Origin of the sequence: Psychrobacter sp. ER1, assembly GCF_048631835.1 — a bacterium.
Classification (GTDB): Bacteria; Pseudomonadota; Gammaproteobacteria; order Pseudomonadales; family Moraxellaceae; genus Psychrobacter.
The window spans coordinates 2,094,898-2,116,500 of sequence record NZ_CP184640.1 but is presented as its reverse complement, the minus strand read 5'-3'; the positions used below and the strand labels follow the sequence as shown (position 1 = coordinate 2,116,500).

Below are 21,603 nucleotides of genomic sequence, written 5' to 3'. Positions count from 1 at the left end.
TCAAACAGTTTAAATAGAGAGTATAGATACCAGCTGTTGCCAGTATCTATGTTTAGTCGGGGCTAGTGCTTTGTACGAGCTAAAGTCTTACAAGTGCTAATGTCTTGTGAGAGCATGCTTAGCTTGCGTGCTTAGCTTATAAGTCGCTTTCGTACTCGTCAGCAGTCATTAGTGCTTCGTAGTCAGCGATGTTGTCAGGCTTCATTCTGAAGAACCAACCTTCGCCGTATGGGTCAGAGTTGATGATTTCAGGATCATCTTCTAGTGCTTCATTGATAGCGATCACTTCACCTGAAATAGGCGCATAAACGTCAGAAGCCGCTTTTACTGATTCAACAACTGAGATTTCGTCATCAACAGCGATGATATCGCCCACATCTGGTAGCTCAACGAATACCACATCACCCAATAGATCTTGAGCATGGTCAGTGATACCAACAGTGATCGTACCGTCGTCTTCTAGGCGTAGCCACTCGTGACTAGCAATATATTTTAGCTCTGCTGGGATGTTGCTCATGGTCTCTCTCCTAAGTGATAGAGGTTAATTAACAAAAATAATGGAGGCTGGGCGTGTCGTCATTTTTATAATTGCGTGCAAAATGACAACGCGCTCTAATGATAGAATTTATAAGACCTAAGAGTCAAACTTTTGCTTGCCGTTACGGACAAAGGTAGCTTCAATACGCGCACATCGACGAACTTACCTTTGCCACGTAGATCGACTTGTACGCTGTCATCTTCTGATAAGCTGGCAGGTACACGAGCAATCGCGATTGAATTTTTAGGCTAGGGGAGAATGTACCACTGGTGATAATGCCAGTTTGCTCATTATCAGTGCCTTGATTGATAGTCACTGTCATGCCTTCACGCAATACGCCGCGCGTGGTCAATAGCAAGCCCACTTGCTTCATAGCGGTGTTGTCTTCTTTTGACTGCTTACGTTTGCTGACCAATGCTTCACGACCGACAAAGGCGCGGTCGTCTTTGAGCGCTAGCGTCCAGCCCATGTTGCACTCGTAAGGGCTGATGGTCTCGTCCATGTCATGGCCATAAAGGTTCATGCCTGCTTCCATACGCAAGGTATCACGTGCGCCAAGACCGGCAGGTTTGATGCCATTTGCTTTTAGCTGCTCAAAGAAAGCAGGGGCATCATCGGCATGCATAATGACTTCGACGCCATCTTCACCAGTATAGCCGGTACGAGCTACAAACCAATCGGTGCCTTCGATATCGGTCAAGTCAGCACCAACGAAAGGTTTTAGTGCTGCTAAGGTATCTGCCCAGCTTGGTTTGGCCTGAGCCAGTTTTGCAATAGCATTTGGACCTTGCACGGCAAGCATCGCAAGCTCAGGACGCTCGGTAATCGTAATATTAAAGCCTTCGGCGACTTTATTAAACTGTGCTAAGTCCTTGTCACGAGTGGCCGCGTTAGAGACGATACGGTACTCAGTTTCTTCTGCATTCATCAGGTAGACGATCAAATCATCGATGACGCCGCCTTGCTCATTGAGCATGCCAGAGTATAGCGCTTTACCAGTGGTGGTGAGTTTGTTGACATCGTTTGCGAGCAGCTTTTGTAGCCATGCTTTGGTATCAGCACCTTTGATATCAGTCACAACCATATGTGAGACATCAAACATACCTGCATCTGTACGTACTGCTTCGTGCTCTTCGATTTGTGAACCGTAATGAATGGGTAATTCCCAACCAGAAAAATCGACCAGTTTGCCCTCACTATCAATATGAGACTGGTAAAAAGGGGTGCGCTGAGGGGCTTGGTTTTGAGAAGTGATGTCTTGAGAATAGGTATCAGTCATAACAAATCCTTATGTGTACATCAGTCGTACTCGATAGAGTAATGAGCGATGTGCAGTATCATAGTAGCGAGAAGCAACATTGCAGGGTGCAAGTATTGCAACCAAGGGTAGCACAGAAAAAAAGATAAAGCAGTAAGCCAAACCAACACTGTACGTCAGTTTGAGCTAAAGCCCTATCTGTCCTGTGACCTGAGATTTTCAACACGAATTATCATTATTAATCTTTGAAAGATTACGCTATAAAAGCAAGGATTGATAATGTCGTATTTTCTCCCCTTCGGTGGGTAAGACGTCGTCCGTTCTTACCACTCTCCAGATTTGTTATGCCTTATGTTTGATAAGGTAGTGCGCTATGAGCGTCATACTACTAAACACTATCAAACAACAGTGACATGCGTTTTTCAGTCCTTTTACCTGAGCGATTGGCAGGGTGGATGCGCCTTCGGTGGTTATCTAGCAATTGCAATAGTTGTATAACCAATAGGGTTTAATACAAAAACGATGCTGATAAACTCTCTCCTGAAAAACGCTTTTATTATGAAAGGTTCAAAGCGCTTTTACAAGTCATCAAAGCCATTAAAATAAATAAATTTGGCAAAAATAATGTTTTGATAGGGCAGTCTATGAAATAGGTTATGTTTTACAACGATATTTTTATCGCTCATATCAGCGTTTTATCTGTGTGTTTTGACAAAAATTACCATAGCAAAACGCAAAGCGACTACTGGTATTTGCCTGAAATATGCTAACCTACGCCCATAGTTTCTGATAGGTGGTTTTTATGCATTGCGATATTTATAAATTTCCCAAACATGACGACATGTATATCTACATTGCGCGTCCTGATTATCCTGATGATACTGATGAAATCAAAGACTGGCTTGGGGTGTTACCAAAAGATTTCCGTGCAGGGTTAGGCCGTAGCAAGTTTGTCATGCATTTGGATTTGGCAGCGACGCCAACACTTGCACGTGTTGATAAAGCAGAAGTACTGGCAAAACTGCAGTCTCAAGGTTACTTTGTGCAGTTGCCGCCGCAAGATGTGATGCGCCGTCAAGCAGAGCTGCGCGCTCGTGAATCGCAGGACAGTATCTATAATTAATAGATTTGTCAGCAAGTAAGTGTGGTAGAAAATATCAGTACGCTACCTTAAAAACAGCGTCGATAAAAACCTACGACACACTTGCTCACATGCATTTGAGTAGAGAGTCGTGATAAACTGACACCCTACGCAATGTACATATAAGCCTACATAATGCATAAGTTTATTATGTAGTTGGCCTCATTCTGGTTCTACAGAACGCACATATACCGCTAGACACAGATTGTGTCACCGGCGATAAACGCAGGTAAATAAACACGCATGGACTGGTTAAAAAATATCTTACATAGCTTACCGCTAGAGTCTATCAGTGACATTCTCGGTGAGATTGCCATTTGGTGGGGCCAAATGGTAAAGGATGTCCCGCCCGCTGATTTGCCGATGTATGCTTATCTGGGCGGTGCTGTTTTGGTACTAGTGCTATGGATACTCGTTGCTCGTGTACTGCCAAAACCATTGGGCGGTATGAGTTGGATGGTTCTGTTTGCAGTATTATTAGCACCAGGTACAGCGCTTGGTGATCCGAGCGAGCTTGCACCAGCCAGTATCAGCGTCGTCTATGCTGTGATGATGAAAGATTACGCAGGCGCAATTGCCAATATGCTGCCGATATTGGTGATACTGGTCGCAGGGTTGTTCGTTGGTTTTGTATGGCAGCTGATACGCAGCGCATTTGCATCAAGCTTGGATAAAGCCCGTAGCCGCAGCGCAGAAGATACACAGGCCACATTGCAAATGACCACAGGAAGCTATTTGCCAGAAGGCGCTACCGTAACCGACCAGCCTGACACTAATGTAAGCTTAAAAAAGACAGTACATTGGCTAAAAAAACGGATAGCGATACGTCTGATAAGTGATAAAAATAGGCTAGGCATTAAGATAGTACTATTTTTTTAGAATTTATTTGATACCCGAATAAAAAGACACCGCTGCGTGTCTTTTTTTATGCTCGACTGTTTATTAGACATATAAATAATTGCTCACTATACATTGCACATAACAATTGTTAATAAATGCGAACGCATGAGTATTTTGGCAATGTATCAGGCTGTGCTAATCTAATTTATTCTTTACTAATTTATCCTTTATTAGTCATTTATGTTTTAGACCTATCCATTTATAGCAACTTATCTATAACAACAATCGAGATCTGATTATGACCACAGCTGACAATACTAAGAAAAACTTTACTGGTACCAGTAGTTATATTGCTACCGATGATTTGCAACTGGCCGTAAATGCCGCTATGACATTACAAAAGCCATTGCTGATCAAAGGTGAGCCTGGCACAGGTAAGACGTTGCTTGCCGAAGAAGTCGCTGAAAGCTTGGGTATGCCACTGATTACTTGGCACGTCAAATCGACTACTAAGGCTGAGCAAGGACTGTATGAGTATGATGCGGTATCACGCCTGCGGGATTCGCAGTTGGGTGATGATAAGGTCTATGACATTGCCAACTATATCAAGCCGGGCAAGCTGTGGGATGCTTTTACCAGTACAGAGCGTAGCGTGCTGCTGATTGATGAGATCGACAAAGCCGATATCGAGTTCCCAAATGATTTGCTACATGAGCTTGATAAGATGTCTTTTTATGTTTATGAGACTGGCGAAACTATTACAGCGGCGCAGCGTCCAGTGGTTATTATTACCTCAAACAATGAAAAAGAGCTACCAGATGCATTTTTGCGTCGTTGTTTCTTTCATTATATTGACTTCCCAGAAGAAGAAACCATGCGCCAAATCATCGAAGTGCATTTTCCAGATATTCAAGAAAAACTGGTCAATGATGCATTGGATATTTTCTATAAACTGCGTGGTATTCAAGGTCTTAAAAAGCCGCCATCAACGTCTGAGTTGGTCGACTGGTTAACTTTGTTACTTGCTGATGATATGGCTCAAGACGAGCTAGAAGAAAATCTGCGCGGCGAAAAGTCTATTCCACCTCTATACGGTGCGTTGCTCAAAAACGAGGCCGATGTGAGTTTATTACAGCGTTTTGCCAATATGATGCGTCGCTAATGTTTGCAGCTTGCGTTGGCTTTAACCTTTTATATCCAATATCTGATGTAGAAGTCAACGCAAGCGCTCAACCTGTGACTGTACCAATTAATGATATCAGCAATATCACCAGATAATAATATCAGCCAATAAGTGATACGACTCTTATGTTTATCAAACTATTCTATACCTTGCGTACTTATGGCGTGCCAGTCAGTACGCGCGAGCTGCTCGATCTCAATGCCGCGTTAGATAAAGGGCTGATGATGCAGACGCATCCTGAAGATCCAGCACTGACTACTTTTGCTAGCCGCGAAGATATGTATCGGCTGATTCGACTGTGCATGGTCAAAGATGAGCGCCATTTTGATAAGTTCGATCGGGCCATGGCGGATTATTTTGAAGGTGTCGATAGTCTCGATATGGATGAGCTGTTGGCCAAGCTAACGGACGTGCCTAAAGAGTGGCTAGATTTAAAGCTCGATCCAAAGAATCTGACCGAAGAGCAAAGACGCCTACTGAAAAAGTACGGCTCGCTTGAAGAGCTAATGAAGGCGTTAGAGGAGCGGTTAAAAGAGCAAAAAGAGCGTCATCAAGGTGGCAGTAAATGGGTAGGAACGGGCGGGACTTCGCCATTTGGTGCCTATGGTGATCATCCAGAAGGCGTACGTGTCGGCGGTGAGTCTCGCAAACGCAGTGCGGCAAAAGTCTGGGAGCAGCGAAAATATCGCAATCTCGATGACGACAATCAGCTCGGTACTCGTCAAATTCAGATGGCGCTACGCAATCTGCGTCAGTTTGCGCGGACTGGCAGTGCTGATGAGCTTGATATTCATGAGACGATTAAGCGCACGGCAAAAAGGGTGTGCTCGATATACATATGCAAGCGGAGCGCCGTAACCGAGTCAAAGTGCTAATGTTGTTTGATGTGGGTGGCAGTATGGATATCCATGTTGAAGCGCTCGAAAAACTGTTTTCTGCGGCAAAAAATGAATTTAAAACCTTAGAGTTCTTTTATTTTCATAACTGCTTGTATGACTATGTGTGGAAGGACAACAATCGTCGCCATAGTGCACCGATGCCAACGTTTGAGCTACTCAATAAATATGGCCGTGAGTATCGCGTTATCTTCGTCGGTGATGCATCGATGTCGCCTTATGAGCTCATGACAGTAGGCGGCAGCGTAGAGTATATGAATAATGAAGCGGGCATCGTATGGCTGAAGCGAGTACTTGAGCATTTCGATAAAGTAACTTGGCTCAATCCTGAAAACCCATCGTATTGGCAATATACGCAGACCATCGTTGAGATTAAAAAACTGTTTGAAAATAAAATGTATCCGATGACGTTACATGGTGTTGAAGAAATGACTCAATATATGGCACGGTAATTTTGATATTCAGCCTGATTGATAAATAAATAAAGTCTGTTAACACAGCTTAAATCCTTATAACAACAGCCGTTATGACGACATAGCGGCTGTTTTTTTGTCGATGCAAATAGGTTCTATAGTCATCCTATATTGGTATGTCTAATAAAGTGTGTTAACATTCATTTAAAATGAATGTTATAAGTATTTCTGAATTAGTCGGCTAAAAATTTTGATAACCACTGTAAAAAGTCTACTCATTATTGCCAGTTTAGACGGATTATTTTTAACATCTCAATTTACCAATGAAGTTAATGACTAAGAGAAACAACATGGCCTCACCAAAAACGTTAGAAATCGTCACCGCAACTGTTCCTGTACTCGAAGAGCATGGCGTTGCGATTACCACTGTGTTTTACAAAAATATGTTTAATGAGCATCCTGAGCTGTTAGATATTTTTAATGAGACCAATCAAAAATTGGGAAGACAGCAGACGGCGCTAGCAATGACAGTATTGGCCGCTGCCAAGCACTTGGACAAACTGGCTACGCTATTGCCACAAGTGACCCAGATTAGCCATAAACATAGAGCCTTACAGATTTTGCCTGAGCATTATCCGATCGTTGGTAAGCATCTGATCGGGGCGATAAAAGAAGTACTAGGTGAGGCGGCTACCGATGACATTATTGATGCTTGGACGGAAGCTTATGATGAGATCGCCTCAGTATTTATTCAGATTGAACATGGCATGTATGAGCAGGCGATGTGGAAAGGTTTTGCGCCGTTTAAGGTAATTAAAAGGAAGCGGTCGCTACAGATATCGCAGCCTTTACCGTGGTACCAGTTAATCAGAGTGAGAACAATGCAGACAATGACTCAGTAAACAGTCAAAATATTGACCTGAGCAAATTGACCTTAACCGCTGGTCAATACATCACGGTGAAAACAAACCCAAAAGACAGCGACCATATAGCCTTACGTCATTATTCTTTATACTCTGCCAGTACTGATAAAGGCATTCAGTTTGCGGTTCGACGCGATAACCGTAATGAGCATCATGGATTGGTCTCTAACTATATGCATGACCAATTAGAAGTCGGTGACACGGTGTTATTGTCGGCACCAGCTGGTGACTTTGCGCTCAATCAAGATTTGGTACAGCAAAATGATATTCCATTGGTATTGATGAGTGCAGGAGTCGGGGTTACGCCTGTACTGTCTATGCTAGAGGTGCAAGTATTAGCCAATCCTAAACGACCTATTATATGGGTTTATGCATGTCAAAATATCGCCCATCATGCTTTCTCTGATCAGGTAGAAGTATTACTCGAACAGGCTGAGAGCGTAGAAAAACATATCTTTTACTTTGAGTCTGGGCAGATATTAGATGAGACATGGCTTGCTACCTTGCCTAAGCCTGCTGATATCTATGTGTGCGGCTCGATGCCATTTATGGAAAGTATGATTGATGGGTTGGTAGCATTAGATCATGGTGCCGATAGCGTTCACTACGAACCGTTTGGCCCTAAAATGAGCTTGGGTGGTTAGTTTTTAGCGATTGTTAGCCATTAATTATTACCAATAACAAAAAAAGCACTTGAATGACAACGTCATTTCAAGTGCTTTTTATTGAACGTAATATGAGAAAAGATAGGGAGTTGGGTATTAACATTGAAATATAGATGCGTATTACTCTTTATTTTCAACCAATCCAATCATCACGCCCATCTCTTTTTTATCTTGCTTATCGATACTAGGCGCATACAATGCTGAGGCAATACCACCGTCTAAAAACAGCGCGTTTGAACAACCCAGCTCATCTTTAAATAGCTCTGCAAACTGATAAAAGGTTACAGGCTCATCGCTATTAACGAGCTGTATACCGCCATCACGGCAAACACCTGCACCATTACGCAGTTTGATTGAGCTGCTATCAGGGTTGAACCGTGGGTGTATCTCGTTATTGATGACCAACATAGGACCCGATTGCGTCGCATACCAAGGCTGCACATCACCATTGTTTAGCTGCTCATTTAACGCATTACTTTCGGTGATTTGCACTGTGCCAGCTTTGTCCCACCACATAACCCCATTAGGTAATAGATGAAAATTACCGCCACCTTCTCTTACATTTAGCGATTTGAGTTCTTTGCCTTCGATTACGGTATAGCCAATCGGCGCATAGTTTTCATTATACATGCCTGCATTCATTGCAAAGTTGAGACTTTTATCGTTCGGTAATGTGGCCAACAACGCATCAAAGGTTAGCAAAGGCTTATTGTTATCAGAAGATTGCCAAAACAGTTGTAATGAATAACGCTCGCTCGCTAACGCGGTAGCATCCACACGGCAAACACTATAAGTAAAAGGCGTGTCTTTAGTCTGGCACGACCAGCTATCGGTGTCGCTGCTAGCTGCGTCAGGATTTGTCTGCTGGCAGGCACTAAGGCCTAGCGTAAGCACTATCGTTGATAGGGATAAGGTAAAAATAGAACTTGGCATCAATCACGCGTCTTTTAATATACAAATTATTTAAGTTTGGTGGCTATCTACTGCTTAATTACACCTTCATTACTACTTTTTAAGAACAACGATTTAGGCGCTGAATCAATCACTAGTAGGCGGGAAGTCACGGATTGTATTGTTCACATTACCAATTAATCGTCCACCATCGGTGAGATTGGTCAAGTGCTCAGAATTATACCCAGCGCTGTGTTCTGTTGGCGCGCCAGTTTCCTTGCCCTTATCACGCGAGTCTTTGTTATAAGCAATGAGTGCGTCATTATTGGCTAAGAAGCTATCAGGGTTTGCCATGACCCACATCTGGTTAAATACATCGGCACGGGCACTATGATCGAGCAATGCGCCTTTATCAGTAAAGTAGAAGAATTTGGATAACAGCTTAATCTGCCCATCGTCTAAGCGGCGTGCAATATGATACGGCTGTAATTGGCTAGGATGCTGTAAACCAACCGCACCTACGATACTGGCAAGCGATTTTAGCGTGTTTTTATGGAAACTTGCAACACGCTCAGCTTTACTAGGGACGTCGAGCGCCTTTTGACGATATGGATCTTGGGTAGCTACACCCGTTGGGCAAGTGTTGGTATGACAAGAGCGCGACTGAATGCAGCCAACCGCAAACATAAAGCCACGTGCTGAGTTACACCAATCGGCACCTAGCGCAATCATGCGCGCAATATCAAAGCCTGATACGATCTTGCCACTGACGCCAAGCTTAATTTTGTCACGAATACCTGCACCGACTAAGGTATTATGTACGAGCAAAAACCCTTCAACCATTGGCATGCCGACATTGTCCATAAACTCGACAGGCGCTGCACCTGTGCCGCCTTCTGCACCATCAATAACGATAAAATCAGGATAGTTATCCGTCTCTATCATCGCTTTTACAATCGCCATAAACTGCCATGGCTGACCAATACATAGCTTAAAGCCAACTGGCTTGCCGCCTGATAAATCACGTAGCTGCTGCCAAAAGGCGACTAACTCGCGCGGGGTGCTAAATGCAGTATGCGAAGAGGGCGAGATACAGTCTTGACCCGTCGGCACTTGGCGCGTGTCGGCAATCTCTTGGGTGATCTTGCTAGAGGGTAGGACACCACCTTTACCAGGCTTGGCACCTTGTGAAAGCTTGATTTCAATCATTTTAACTTGCGGATCGACAGCTTTTTCAGCAAAAGACTGTGGATCAAAGTTACCATCATTATCACGGCAACCAAAGTAGCCTGTACCCAATTCCCAAATCAAATCACCACCGAACTTACGATGATAAGGGCTGATCGCGCCTTCGCCCGTGTCATGAGTAAATCCGCCGAGTTTTGCGCCTTGATTGAGTGCCATGATAGCGTTCGCTGACAGACTGCCAAAGCTCATCGCAGAGATATTGAATACCGACATATCGTGTGGCTGCTGACAACGCTCACCGCCTACCATAATACGAAAGTCTTTGTTCTCTAGTGGTGCACTGATGGTGGATTGCAAAAACCATTCTTTACCATGAGTATATAAATTATCTAGCGTACCAAAGGCATTGGTGTCACTGACGTTCTTAGCACGTTGATAGACTAGCGCACGCTGCTGACGTGAGAACGGTACTTGTTCTTTATCGTCCTCAAGCAAGTACTGGCGAATCTCAGGGCGAAAATCCTCTAATACATAGCGAATATGTCCAGCGACAGGGTAGTTGCTCAAGATAGCGTGCTTGGACTGAATCAAATCATAGATACCAAGTGCCACAGCCAAACCACCGATCACAATCAGCCACCAACTTACCAATAATAAGCCCGCTAATAGAATTAAAATCGCCGCGCCAAACGTGCTATAGCGAAGTAATAATCCGATAACATACGGCGAACTGGTTTTGGGTTCAGGGTTTAGATTGGTACGAGATTCAGGCATAACGAGGCTCAATAGTAATGATTGATATAGATAAGATGCTTACATTTGTCGCGTACATCATACACGCATGACGTCATTACGTCGGTATCAATGGGTAACAGTTTGGTCAGAATCACTTTCGTTAGGAGCTGCGTTAGTTCGGTTGCACAAACAAGTAATGACAGTATATGCAATAAAGTGATTAAAAATAGCTCATATGCTACTTTAGATAGCGAAAACCATCGAGCAGGGTAGCCATAATATTTTAAGAAGATATTTCGATGAAGACATGCTGACGACTATTGATCCGTTTGATGCGGTGCAATTAGCGTATATGATTGAGGTTTGTATTAGTCATAAAAACCAAGCAGCGGTGGGGCGTTATTTATACGCTAATTCACGCGATAAGCTAAAAAGCCCTAACGATAGCGATAGATTGCGTAAGTATCTAATGAAATTTGGACTGCGGTTTGATGAGTTAAAACGATAATATAAAAAGGATAGGACATGAATAATGCAGGATTTGCAGCAGGGACACTTATCCATACGGATAAAGGTTTAGTACCGATTCAGGATATTAAAGCGGGCGACCTCATTTTATCAAAGCCTGTACTCTCCAAGCCTGAAGATGGTAGCGGTGACATAGAGTATAAGCCTGTGGTCAAGACCTTTGTGCATGAAGACAAAGAGATGTGGATCGTACGTTTAGAGAAAAATAATACTTCGCCTTATAGATTAAAACCAGATGATGAAAATTTTGATATTCACAATTATCTGCTTGCTGATAAAAAAACTCAAGCAGCTAGCCGCTTTAGTCATTTTCTAGCGACGCCCAATCACCCTGTTTGGGTCGGTGGTGCCATGGAAAACCCACAGGAAGATATTGATTTCTATGATCAGCCTCACTTTAAACGTGTGGATGAACTACAACAGTATGAAATTGCTGTGAATACCGATGGCGTGATGTATACCGTTGAGCGTGTGCAACCTACCTATCAAGTCGCTAATGATAATTTAGAATTCAATCCAAATCATTACTGGTATCAAGAGCACTATCATGAGGATTACTACGATGATTATGTGCAAGATGGCGAAGCGCATATGCTCGACTACAGTGAGGCAGAATATAAGGGTACGGGCTATGTTAAAGACGTCAGCTATTACCAGCAACACGGTTATCTCGACATTGGTATCAAAGACGAAAAAGGTAAAATACTGATAACGAACCACTTAAAGGATAATCAAGGCGCGCCTATCCCTTATAACGCAACCGTCTATAACTTTGAGGTGGCAGACAATCATACCTACTTCATTGGTCGAGCAGGACTATGGGTGCATAACACCAATGTGGTCAACCAGTCCCATAAATAATAAAAACAGTAAAAGGAAAGCTAATGACCAATTCAGGGTTTGTCGCGGGAACGATCGTTCATACAGATAAAGGATTAGTACCTATTCAGGAGTTAAAAATCGGTGATAAAGTACTGTCTAAGGATGAAAGTGGTGAAGGAGAACTGGTCTATAAGCCTGTGATAAGAACCATCAAGTCTGCTACTAAACAAAAGATTATAACGCCTGTTGAGGGTATTTACTGTACTGATAATCATCCATTCTGGACGCATGTCAGTGATGAGGAAAAACCAAGATGGGTAGCTGCAAAGTTCATTACATCTAACGATATTGTTAATTATATTTTTCCAGAAAGAGGCCATCAAGGTGAAATACTTGACATATCTGGTAGATATCACGAAGAGGTGTATGATCCTTATCAAATTGGAGGAAAGTATGTCATAGCAACTAGCGATCCAAAGGTTGGGTTGTATATGCACAGCTGTCAAGATAAGCATGCAGATCCAGGTGAAATTGATATAGGGGTGATTGACTTTAGGAATGGTGAAGCTGTAGAGGTGTTTACTAATGATGACAATAGTCTTTTAGGTAGGGACTTACATTCGGAGGATGGTTCTGAACCTTATGCGAAGTTTCATAAGTTTTTAGACAAAGACAATCCTGAGAATCGTGTCGAGATAGAGTACTATAGTAAGTTAGTTGCAGCCTACAGAGTGCCAGATTGGGAGAATGACTCCAGAGCTACATCCAATGCCTTCACTGATTATGTCTATAACATTGAAGTCGCCGATACTCATACTTATTTTGTAGGAAAAAAGGCATTTGGGTGTATGACGGTGAATTTTATAATAAATAATCTCAGTGAGTTGATAATATGAATAAAAACGTTCCAGGATTTGTCGCAGGTACATTGGTACATACGGATAAAGGTCTAGTGCCAATCCAAGATATCAAAGTGGGCGACTTAATTTTATCAAAGCCTGTACTCTCCAAGCCTGAAGATGGTAGTGGTGACATAGAGTATAAGCCTGTCATAAGTACGTTTACATCCCCGAAAAAGGAAAGAATCTTTAAAGTTGAATACTTTAACGAAACGGTAGCCAAGCAAGGTGAGAAGGGTAGAAACTATATCTTATGTACCAGCAACCACCCATTTTGGGTAACTCGGCAGCCTGAAGATTTAGAGGGTGAGTGGTTATCGGCGGAGCGTTTGCCAGCTGGATATCTAACGTCTGCTCATGGCGATACGATTGCACTAGATGATTATTCTTTCATCCCTGTACGCACCTTACCGAACTTCCCTGAAGGTACAGCGTATACTCAAAGTATTGAGGAACATGACTTATGGAAGACAAACGGTCTGGTTCAGTTTGTGAAATTTACGGATGATGGCTACCAGTTTGTCAGTTTAGCCAATACAGAAGAAGCGTTCAAAGAAGAAATCAAAACTGTCAATCTGCAAACTTCTGATGCCAAGTTGCTCATCAATGAAAAGGCACCCTTTATTATAGACCCTGATCTTTATAAAACATTGAATGTAAGATTACGTCAAGACATAGCGCCTAAGACACATAGTGCAGAAAGGTTTGTAAGAGAGATGCACTCACCTCTAATCTTTGAGGGAAAAATAATCAAAGAAAATAGAATTGGTGATGAAGGTTTATTCAAAAAGCTTTAGCCAGTATCAAAAAGTATGGCGATTCAATGGGATTAACAGAAGAAAGTATCCATGAGCAGATGCGACGCTATAACGATGTCTGCCCCAATCCTTATGAAGACTATGTCTATAACATAGAAGTGGCGGACCATCATACGTATTTTGTTGGACACGATGCCGTGTGGGTATTAGACGCTAAAGAGCCAGCCAATTAACCAGCTCTTTAGTTTATATCAATAGAAAAATTATGACTGGCTAGAAGGCTTATATCTTCACCATATTACTGTTTTAAACCCCACCACCAATCCGCTCCGCCAACGCCTGCAATTTTGGCACTATCATCGCCGCATAGTCATCCGCTTCCCAGTTGGCACTTGGCACACTGGCATTCAGCGAATACGCGTATTGCCCAGTGGCGACATCATATACCCCGACCGCAACTGCCAATATGTCAGTAGAAAACTCCCCATCAGACACGGTATAGCCGTATTTTTCATAATGCTCTGCCGCGCTGGCTAGGGCAGTTTGCGCATGGTTGAATTCTTCAACAGACAAATGCTCTTGTAGATTACTAATGATGACAGCCTGTCTCGCTTGCGAGCTTGCCGCATAAAAAGCGCGTCCAATCGCCGTACGTGCCACTGGAACTGCTGAACCAACCTGTAAGTTGACCGATAGGCGTGCAGGGCTACGGCAGCAGGCGTGATAGCGCATTTCTCCTTCGACTTCGGTCGCCAAATTCACTGATACTTCGTTCTCACTAGCAAATTGTCGCAGTAAAGGCTCAGCCGCTGTAACCATATCGTGGCGACTCCACGCGGTCGCACTTAATCGGACAGCACTACTGCCCAATTGATACTGTCCGTGCTCAGTGACACGTAAAAACCCAAGCGTGGTTAAGGTATGGATAAGGCGAGTAATAGTTGCTTTCGGTAGTTCGGTCATCTGACATAGCTGTTGATGGGTGAGCCGCTCATGGTGCTCAAAAGCCGCCAGTATGATCAGTCCTCTCCCCAACGCAGTTACAAACTGTCGGTCGTTATCTTCCTTGTTTTGACTCATTGTTGCATGCATGCGTTCGAGTAGTGGAGTAGCTGTTGATAAAGGTTTCGTCATTTTATACTCATCTTTTTTGATAAAGGTTTACAGCGCAGCGAAAGTTTGGTTAAATGGTTTTAAATTATGAAACTAAGTTTCGCACAGCGGAATAATGAAGTCAATGACTTGTTAGACCAAATGATGTATCAATCACTATTCGTCAGTCAGGATGACTGATACCAAGGAGATCCACATGGCAACATCTACTAGCCCACGCTTTGATTGGGAAGATCCTTTTTTACTACGTGACCAGCTCACTGAAGAAGAGCGCATGGTCACCGACAGCGCGCGTCAGTTTTTTCAAAAAGAGCTGATGCCTGGCATTATTGAGGCCAATCGCAATGAGAATTTTGACCGTAATATCATGCGTCAAATGGGTGAAATGGGTCTGCTTGGTGTCACGATTGAAGGTTATGGCTGTGCTGGCTTATCAAGTGTCGCCTATGGTCTGATTGCCAAGGAAGTGGAAGCCGTTGATTCGGGCTACCGTTCAGCGATGAGTGTACAATCAAGCCTAGTGATGCATCCTATTTGGGCGTATGGCACAGAAGAGCAAAGAGAGCGTTATTTGCCTAAGCTTGCCACAGGTGAGTATGTAGGCTGCTTCGGTCTGACTGAGCCAGATTCAGGATCTGATCCTTCATCAATGTCGACTCGTGCGCGCGCTGTGGATGGCGGTTATGAGCTGACTGGCAATAAAATGTGGATCACCAACAGTCCTATCGCTGACGTATTCGTCGTGTGGGCAAAAGACGATGCTGGCGAGATTCGCGGTTTTATTTTAGACAAAGGTATGAAAGGCTTATCTGCGCCGAAAATCGAGGGCAAGTTCTCATTACGTGCATCAGTCACGGGTGAGATTGTCATGGACAAAGTGTTCGTTCCTGAAGCCAATGCTTTCCCAGATATCCGTGGTCTAAAAGGGCCCTTTGGCTGCTTGAACAAAGCCCGTTATGGTATCGCTTGGGGTTCGATGGGAGCGGCTGAATTCTGCTGGAAAGCGGCTCGTCAGTACACGCTCGATCGTAAGCAGTTTGGTCGTCCGCTAGCGGCAACGCAGTTGGTACAGCTAAAGCTTGCCAATATGCAGACAGAAATCACCTTAGGTCTACAAGCGGCGCTACGCGTGGGTCGTTTAATGGATGAAGACAACGCAGCGCCTGAAATGATCTCACTTATTAAGCGTAATAACTGCGGCAAGGCGCTTGATATCGCTCGCATCGCTCGTGACATGCATGGCGGTAACGGTATCTCTGATGAGTTCCATATTATCCGTCACGTGATGAACTTGGAAGCCGTCAATACTTACGAGGGTACACATGATATTCATGCGCTTATCCTAGGCCGTGCACAGACAGGCATTCAAGCGTTCTTTTAAACGTTTTTAGCTAATAGTTTTTGGTACAACTGTATTTTATGGCGTACGTTACTGCTTAGCTTTTTATCAAAAGAGCATTAACAGTAGCGTACGTTTTTCAGTTGTTATTCATGATTCAACGGTTAAATAGCTAAATCATGAATAACAATTTTATGATTAAAAGTCGCAAAATACGCGACAGAGTAAGGGAAGCTCATGACAGATATGATTGATATGGCTAATATGCCAAAGGGCGCATTGCATGGTATCAAAGTGCTTGATTTATCAAGAGTGTTGGCAGGGCCTTCTTGTACCCAAGTACTTGCTGATCTGGGTGCCGAAGTTATCAAGGTTGAGCGTCCACATATCGGTGATGAAACGCGTCATTGGGCACCGCCAACATTCAGCGATGACACCTCCGCTTATTACGCTACGATTAACCGCAATAAAAAATCACTGACGGTAGATATCACTACGCCAATAGGGAAAACCATTATTAAACAGCTAATCGCTGACAGTGATATTTTGGTCGAAAACTTCAAAGTCGGTGGTCTGAAAAAATACGGCTTGGATTATGACAGTCTAAAACAGTCCAATCCGCGGCTGATTTATGCGTCATTGACAGGTTTTGGGCAGACAGGTCCCGATGCCAAACGCCCCGGCTATGATTATATTATCCAAGGATTATCAGGGCTGATGAGCATCACAGGCCCTAGTGATGGCGAACCGCACAAAGTTGGCGTGGCAGTCGTCGATTTGTTTGCAGGTTTACAGTTGACGATTGGTATTCAAGCGGCACTGCTGGCGCGTCAAAATACTGGACTTGGGCAACACGTCGATGTGGCATTACTTGATAGCGCGCTCGCCATGCTGGCTAATGTCGGTATGAATCATTTGGCATCCGATAAGATACCGCCAAGACTAGGCAATCAGCATCCTAATATCGTGCCGTATCAAGTGTTTGCGGGTGAGGGCGAGCAGCATTTTATTTTAGCCTGTGGTAATGACAGTCAGTTTGCCAAACTGTGTGATGTGCTTGCAGTTGATTGGCATACCGACGAGCGTTTTACGACCAATCCACAACGCGTTGCCAATCGAGAATTGTTGTGCGGTGAGCTGACTAAGCATTTTGCCAAGCAGTCACGTACCTATTGGCTAGAGGTTTTAGATCAAGCAGGCATTCCATGCGGTGCGATTCATAACGTGGCCGAAGCTTTGGCCATGCCGCAAGCACAAGCCCGTGAGATGATTGTTAATTTCACCGAGCAAGGCAGTCCAGTACGCGCACTTGGTAACCCTATCAAATTGTCTGCATCACCAGTCAGCTATCGTACGCCGCCACCGCAGTTGAGTGAGCATACTGACAGTACGCTGGCTGGTTTGGGCTATGACAGTGAGATGATTGCTAAGCTAAAAGCCGATGGGATTGTTTAACAGAGTTTTTGGATTATATTTTTTAGACCTGCACCGATATTTAATCCTAACGCTACCTTTCAGCGTTAGGATTAAAGCCTAAATGCTGCTCAATTTGCTCCGCCAATTCAATCAATACTGCACTGACCTCAGCCCGTTTAGACTCATACTCTCCTTGTAAAAAACTTACTGCCATACCAGCAACTGCATTGCCTGATGCGTTACGAATATAAGTGCCCAAGCAGTACATCCCATCGCGCAACTGTCCATCATCGAGAGACACTCGGCTTTCTTGTATCGCTGCAAGCTCAGCGGATAAATCGGTAAAATTCTTGACCCCATGTTGGGTCATCGGCGTCGGAAAAGTATCTTTATACAATGATTTGATACTGTCCAGCGACAACGTCGATAGCATGGCTTTGCCTGTCGCTGAAAATACGGCAGGTACGCGAACGCCTGCACGAAAGGTAAAGCCAAGCGGCGCAGGTGATTCATGACAAGCCAAAAATACCACTTCGCCCAAATCAAGTTTTGACAAGGTAACTGTGTGCTGAAGAAGTACCGGATACTGCACAATCAAATCTTTAAACAACTGGACTACGCCTTGTTGTTGCTCATATTTCCCAGCCCAATACATTAAATATGAACCTAAATAAAAGCGACTTTCAGGGTCTTTATAAATGACATGTTTGTTTAATAGACTTTGCAATATGTTGTGAGTAGAGCTACGAGGTAGCCCCAGTTCCTTGGCGATATGAGCCGCGGTCAGAGGCTGTGAACTATCAGTAATCAAGTCCAAAATCTGAAATGTTTTGTCTAGCGCAGGCACGGCAGTCGAGCTCATAAGTAACCTATAAAAATAAAAGAAAATCAGAAAATACAAGATAATTTTTAAAATAATGAGAATAAGGGTTGCAAATCGCGTCATATCATTCTTATAATGACGTCTCGTATATAGAATACATGTTCAGTATATTGAACAAATAATGAATTATCAATAATTATTTACGACTTACCAATGTATCCATTCTTATAAACACACCCTATATGACAAGGAGCGTCAACATGTCACACGCGCTGCAGTTATCAAATCCAGATTTACTCAAACAATCTTGCTTCATTAAAGACGGCTGGCATGCTGCTAGTGATGAAGCTGTGCTTGATGTCAACAATCCTTTTAATGGTGAGCTCATTGGTACTGTACCAAGTCTCACCACAGAAGATGTTAACGAAGCCGTTGCTTACGCTCATGATGTCCAAGCAGACTGGGCAGCAAAAACAGCCAAAGAGCGTGCAGAGTTATTGCAAAAGTGGGCTGATCTAATCGATGCCAATAAAGAAGATTTGGCCATCATTATGACCGCTGAGCAAGGTAAACCGCTGACTGAGTCACGTGGTGAAGTAGGTTATGCCAACAGCTTTATCCGTTGGTTTGCCGAAGAAGGCAAACGCGTCTATGGTGATGTGATTCCTGCTAATAGCACACATCTACGTCATGTTGTACTTAAGCAGCCAGTCGGTGTTTGTGCCGCTATCACGCCTTGGAACTTCCCAGCTGCGATGATCACGCGCAAAGTTGCTCCTGCACTAGCAGCGGGCTGTACGATTATCGTCAAACCAGCCACCGAGACACCTTACTCTGCATTGGCACTAGGTGTGTTGGCAGAGCAAGCGGGCATTCCAGCTGGCGTCATTCAGATCGTAACCGGTAAGTCTTCTGTCATCGGCGACATCCTAACGGGTGATGCACGCATTCATAAGCTGTCATTCACAGGCTCTACAGAAGTAGGCCGTACGCTGATGGCACAATGCGCGCCGACTATCAAAAAGCTATCGTTAGAATTGGGTGGCAATGCGCCATTTATCGTCTTTGATGATGCCGATCTAGAAAAAGCCGCTGCCGGTTTAATCGCTTCTAAATATCGTAATGCTGGTCAGACCTGTGTTTGCGCCAACCGAGTATACGTTCAAGACAGCATCAAAGATAAATTCTTAGATGTCTTTGTCAAAAAAGTCGCTGAATTAAAAGTGGGTAACGGCTTAGAAGAAGGCGTAGATATCGGCCCTCTTATCAACAAAAAAGCGTTGGATAAAGTACAAGCCTTGCTAAAAGACGCGCTAGATAAAGGCGCAAAACTGGTCACTGGTGGTAGTGTCAATGACGCTTCAGAACTGACTTATAATCCAACGGTTATCACAGATATTAGTAGCGATATGGACATCGCTTCTGAAGAAATCTTTGGACCAATTGCAACCATCTTTACTTTCAAAGACGAAGCAGAAGTTATTCGTGCTGCTAACGATACCATCTATGGCTTGGCCGCTTACTTCTATAGTAGTGACTATGCACGTTCATGGCGCGTTACCGAAGGTCTTGAGTACGGCATCATCGGTCACAACACGGGTTTAATTTCTACAGAAGTTGCCCCATTTGGCGGTGTGAAGCAGTCTGGATTTGGCCGTGAAGGTTCAAAATACGGTATCGAAGACTATATCACGACTAAATACTGGTGCTCTGACATTACCTAATAGCCATAATGTAATTAGTTGGCTTAATGGTTAGCAAAGCATTAACTAGCGCAAGTTTTTAGATATCTGTGGTGTGTTGGGTCAAACAAGCACCATTTGATATCTAATGAGTACAAAGACAGACATTAAATAAACCGCCAATCTCTAGATGGCACTTATGTTACGAACAAAGAAAAGGACATTCCCATGACGACTACCAATCAATCATTACTTGAGCGCCGCAAAGCTGTTTTACCAACAGGACTTGGGGTTGCCTTTCCTATCTTTGCAGAAAAAGCAAAGAACTCAGAAATCTGGGACATCGAAGGCAAGCGCTATATCGACTTTGTCGGTGGTATCTCAGTATTGAACACGGGTCATAGCCATCCAAAAATCACCCAACGGGTCCATGAGCAGCTAGACAAATTTACACACACTGCGGCGCAAATGATTAACTACGAATGCTATGTGGACTTGGCTGAAAAGCTATGCGAAAAAGCGCCTATCAGCGGCGATACCAAAGCATTCTTTTTGACCACTGGCGCAGAAGCCGTTGAAAACTGCATCAAGATTGCTCGTGCTAAAACCCGTCGTCCAGGCGTGATTTCTTTTGTTGGTGGCTGGCATGGTCGTACCATGATGTGTATGAGCCTGACAGGCAAAGTATTGCCATACAAAAAGAACTTTGGCCCGATGCCAGGACCTGTGTTCCATGCGTTGTTCCCTGCAGAAGAGTTGAACGTAACAGAAGCGCAAGCGTTACATAGCCTTGACATGATCTTCCAAGCAGACATCGATCCTAGTGAAGTGGCTGCAATGATCATTGAGCCAGTCCAAGGCGAGGGTGGTTTCCATCAGGTAACGCCGTCATTTGCCAAAGCACTACGCGAGATCTGTGATGAGCATGGCATCGTGCTTATTTTTGATGAAGTACAGTGTGGTTTTGCGAGAACCGGTACCTTGTTTGCAGGTGAACAGCTAGGGGTTGAGCCTGATCTAATGACTGCCGCGAAGAGTTTGGCTGGTGGTTATCCTATCTCTGCGGTCATTGGGCGTGCTGACATTATGGATGCGCCGCAAGTCGGTGGTTTGGGTGGTACTTATTCTGGTAACCCACTGGCTTGTGTGGCCGCACTTGCAGTTATGGAAGTGATCGAAGAAGAGAACTTACTTGAGCGTAGTATCGAGATTGGCAATACCATTGCTTCATTCTTAAAAGGCTTGAACCTAAGCAGTATCGGTCATATCCGTCATAAGGGCGCTATGCTAGCGTTTGAATTGATTGATAGCGAAGGCAAGCCTGATGCCGCCGCCGCAGCCAATCTAAAAGCAAAATCATTTGAGCAAGGCTTGCTACTAGCGTCTTGTGGTATGTATGGCAATGCCATTCGTGTGATGGTGCCATTGACGGTTGAAGATGAAGTGCTACAAGAAGGCCTTGATATCATCAAAGGTATTCTAACGGCATAAGCAATACTAAGTGTCATTTACTTTAGCGATGGATCGCTTTTAATCAAGTACAGCTAGTTCA

General features: G+C 43.9%; 19 protein-coding genes, 2 pseudogenes and 2 riboswitches. Of the genes and pseudogenes, 15 read left to right on the top strand and 6 right to left on the bottom strand.

Translation table 11 applies throughout. From position 1 onward, the window contains the following. Window positions 1-136: 136 nt before the first annotated feature. Both gcvH and gcvT read right to left on the bottom strand, forming a co-directional pair. Window positions 137-517: a glycine cleavage system protein GcvH gene (gcvH, locus tag ACOBWA_RS09810; RefSeq protein ID WP_057760766.1), complete on the bottom strand. Its 381-nt coding sequence runs from the start codon at window positions 515-517 to the stop codon at window positions 137-139. A gap of 117 nt (window positions 518-634) precedes the next feature. Next, a pseudogene (gene gcvT, locus ACOBWA_RS09805) lies at window positions 635-1,817 on the bottom strand (glycine cleavage system aminomethyltransferase GcvT). Between the two features lie 167 nt (window positions 1,818-1,984). Then, window positions 1,985-2,143: riboswitch (glycine riboswitch) on the bottom strand. Window positions 2,144-2,209: 66 nt separating this feature from the next. Next, window positions 2,210-2,349: riboswitch (glycine riboswitch) on the bottom strand. Between the two features lie 249 nt (window positions 2,350-2,598). Between gcvT and ACOBWA_RS09800 the strand changes: the two are divergent. The 6 genes and pseudogenes from ACOBWA_RS09800 to ACOBWA_RS09775 all read left to right on the top strand — a co-directional run bounded on the left by ACOBWA_RS09800 (window position 2,599) and on the right by ACOBWA_RS09775 (window position 7,836). Continuing rightward, window positions 2,599-2,919 (top strand): YcgL domain-containing protein, encoded by a 321-nt coding sequence (locus ACOBWA_RS09800; RefSeq protein WP_420229243.1) that lies wholly within the window; start codon window positions 2,599-2,601, stop codon window positions 2,917-2,919. A gap of 261 nt (window positions 2,920-3,180) precedes the next feature. After that, window positions 3,181-3,816 carry a hypothetical protein gene (locus ACOBWA_RS09795; RefSeq protein ID WP_420229242.1) on the top strand — a complete coding sequence of 212 codons (636 nt, stop codon included), beginning with the start codon at window positions 3,181-3,183 and terminating at the stop codon, window positions 3,814-3,816. Between the two features lie 259 nt (window positions 3,817-4,075). After that, window positions 4,076-4,939 (top strand): AAA family ATPase, encoded by an 864-nt coding sequence (locus ACOBWA_RS09790; protein WP_101205695.1) that lies wholly within the window; start codon window positions 4,076-4,078, stop codon window positions 4,937-4,939. Window positions 4,940-5,085: 146 nt separating this feature from the next. Then, window positions 5,086-6,308: pseudogene (locus ACOBWA_RS09785) on the top strand (vWA domain-containing protein). Between the two features lie 311 nt (window positions 6,309-6,619). Beyond that, the gene (locus tag ACOBWA_RS09780; protein WP_420229241.1) at window positions 6,620-7,171 is read left to right on the top strand and encodes a globin domain-containing protein; all 552 of its coding nucleotides are present in this window, start codon (window positions 6,620-6,622) and stop codon (window positions 7,169-7,171) included. Next, entirely contained in the window at window positions 7,123-7,836 is a 714-nt protein-coding gene (locus ACOBWA_RS09775; protein ID WP_420229240.1) for an FAD-binding oxidoreductase, read from the top strand. Before ACOBWA_RS09780 ends, ACOBWA_RS09775 begins: the two co-directional genes overlap by 49 nt. 141 nt (window positions 7,837-7,977) lie before the next feature. Here the strand turns inward: ACOBWA_RS09775 and ACOBWA_RS09770 are convergent, their stop codons facing one another. Together ACOBWA_RS09770 and ACOBWA_RS09765 are read right to left on the bottom strand one after the other, a co-directional pair. Beyond that, window positions 7,978-8,790 (bottom strand): phosphodiester glycosidase family protein, encoded by an 813-nt coding sequence (locus tag ACOBWA_RS09770; RefSeq protein ID WP_420229239.1) that lies wholly within the window; start codon window positions 8,788-8,790, stop codon window positions 7,978-7,980. A gap of 105 nt (window positions 8,791-8,895) precedes the next feature. Continuing rightward, window positions 8,896-10,710 (bottom strand): FMN-binding glutamate synthase family protein, encoded by a 1,815-nt coding sequence (locus ACOBWA_RS09765; protein ID WP_420229238.1) that lies wholly within the window; start codon window positions 10,708-10,710, stop codon window positions 8,896-8,898. Window positions 10,711-10,978: 268 nt separating this feature from the next. On the opposite strand from ACOBWA_RS09765, the gene ACOBWA_RS09760 reads away from it, so the two are divergent. Genes ACOBWA_RS09760 through ACOBWA_RS09740 form a run of 5 tightly spaced genes read left to right on the top strand, consistent with a single transcriptional unit; the run spans window position 10,979 to window position 13,911 of the window. Continuing rightward, window positions 10,979-11,179, top strand: a complete 201-nt coding sequence (locus ACOBWA_RS09760) for a hypothetical protein (RefSeq protein ID WP_420229237.1) — start codon at window positions 10,979-10,981, stop codon at window positions 11,177-11,179. 17 nt (window positions 11,180-11,196) lie between these two features. After that, a complete protein-coding gene (locus ACOBWA_RS09755) occupies window positions 11,197-12,060 on the top strand; it encodes a hypothetical protein (RefSeq protein WP_420229236.1) in 864 nt (287 codons plus the stop codon). Between the two features lie 23 nt (window positions 12,061-12,083). Continuing rightward, a complete protein-coding gene (locus tag ACOBWA_RS09750; RefSeq protein WP_420229235.1) occupies window positions 12,084-12,917 on the top strand; it encodes a Hint domain-containing protein in 834 nt (277 codons plus the stop codon). Continuing rightward, window positions 12,914-13,717 (top strand): hypothetical protein, encoded by an 804-nt coding sequence (locus tag ACOBWA_RS09745; protein ID WP_420229234.1) that lies wholly within the window; start codon window positions 12,914-12,916, stop codon window positions 13,715-13,717. The genes ACOBWA_RS09750 and ACOBWA_RS09745 overlap by 4 nt, the downstream gene beginning before the upstream one ends. Window positions 13,718-13,743: 26 nt before the next feature. Continuing rightward, window positions 13,744-13,911, top strand: coding sequence for a hypothetical protein (locus ACOBWA_RS09740; protein ID WP_420229233.1), 168 nt, complete (start codon window positions 13,744-13,746; stop codon window positions 13,909-13,911). A 73-nt stretch (window positions 13,912-13,984) separates the two neighbouring features. Here ACOBWA_RS09740 and ACOBWA_RS09735 read toward each other — a convergent pair whose 3' ends face one another. Continuing rightward, window positions 13,985-14,812 carry an IclR family transcriptional regulator gene (locus tag ACOBWA_RS09735; protein ID WP_420229232.1) on the bottom strand — a complete coding sequence of 276 codons (828 nt, stop codon included), beginning with the start codon at window positions 14,810-14,812 and terminating at the stop codon, window positions 13,985-13,987. 175 nt (window positions 14,813-14,987) lie between these two features. On the opposite strand from ACOBWA_RS09735, the gene ACOBWA_RS09730 reads away from it, so the two are divergent. Then, complete coding sequence (locus ACOBWA_RS09730) at window positions 14,988-16,172, top strand: acyl-CoA dehydrogenase (protein WP_420229231.1); 1,185 nt, start codon at window positions 14,988-14,990, stop codon at window positions 16,170-16,172. Between the two features lie 204 nt (window positions 16,173-16,376). Continuing rightward, window positions 16,377-17,585 carry a CaiB/BaiF CoA transferase family protein gene (locus tag ACOBWA_RS09725; protein ID WP_420230757.1) on the top strand — a complete coding sequence of 403 codons (1,209 nt, stop codon included), beginning with the start codon at window positions 16,377-16,379 and terminating at the stop codon, window positions 17,583-17,585. A gap of 52 nt (window positions 17,586-17,637) precedes the next feature. On the opposite strand, the gene ACOBWA_RS09720 is transcribed toward ACOBWA_RS09725, so the two are convergent. Further along, window positions 17,638-18,408 carry an IclR family transcriptional regulator gene (locus ACOBWA_RS09720; protein WP_420229230.1) on the bottom strand — a complete coding sequence of 257 codons (771 nt, stop codon included), beginning with the start codon at window positions 18,406-18,408 and terminating at the stop codon, window positions 17,638-17,640. A 221-nt stretch (window positions 18,409-18,629) separates the two neighbouring features. Between ACOBWA_RS09720 and ACOBWA_RS09715 the strand changes: the two genes are divergently transcribed. Next, complete coding sequence (locus ACOBWA_RS09715; RefSeq protein WP_420229229.1) at window positions 18,630-20,093, top strand: NAD-dependent succinate-semialdehyde dehydrogenase; 1,464 nt, start codon at window positions 18,630-18,632, stop codon at window positions 20,091-20,093. A gap of 186 nt (window positions 20,094-20,279) precedes the next feature. Beyond that, window positions 20,280-21,542, top strand: a complete 1,263-nt coding sequence (gabT, locus tag ACOBWA_RS09710) for a 4-aminobutyrate--2-oxoglutarate transaminase (RefSeq protein ID WP_420229228.1) — start codon at window positions 20,280-20,282, stop codon at window positions 21,540-21,542. Window positions 21,543-21,603: the final 61 nt, after the last annotated feature.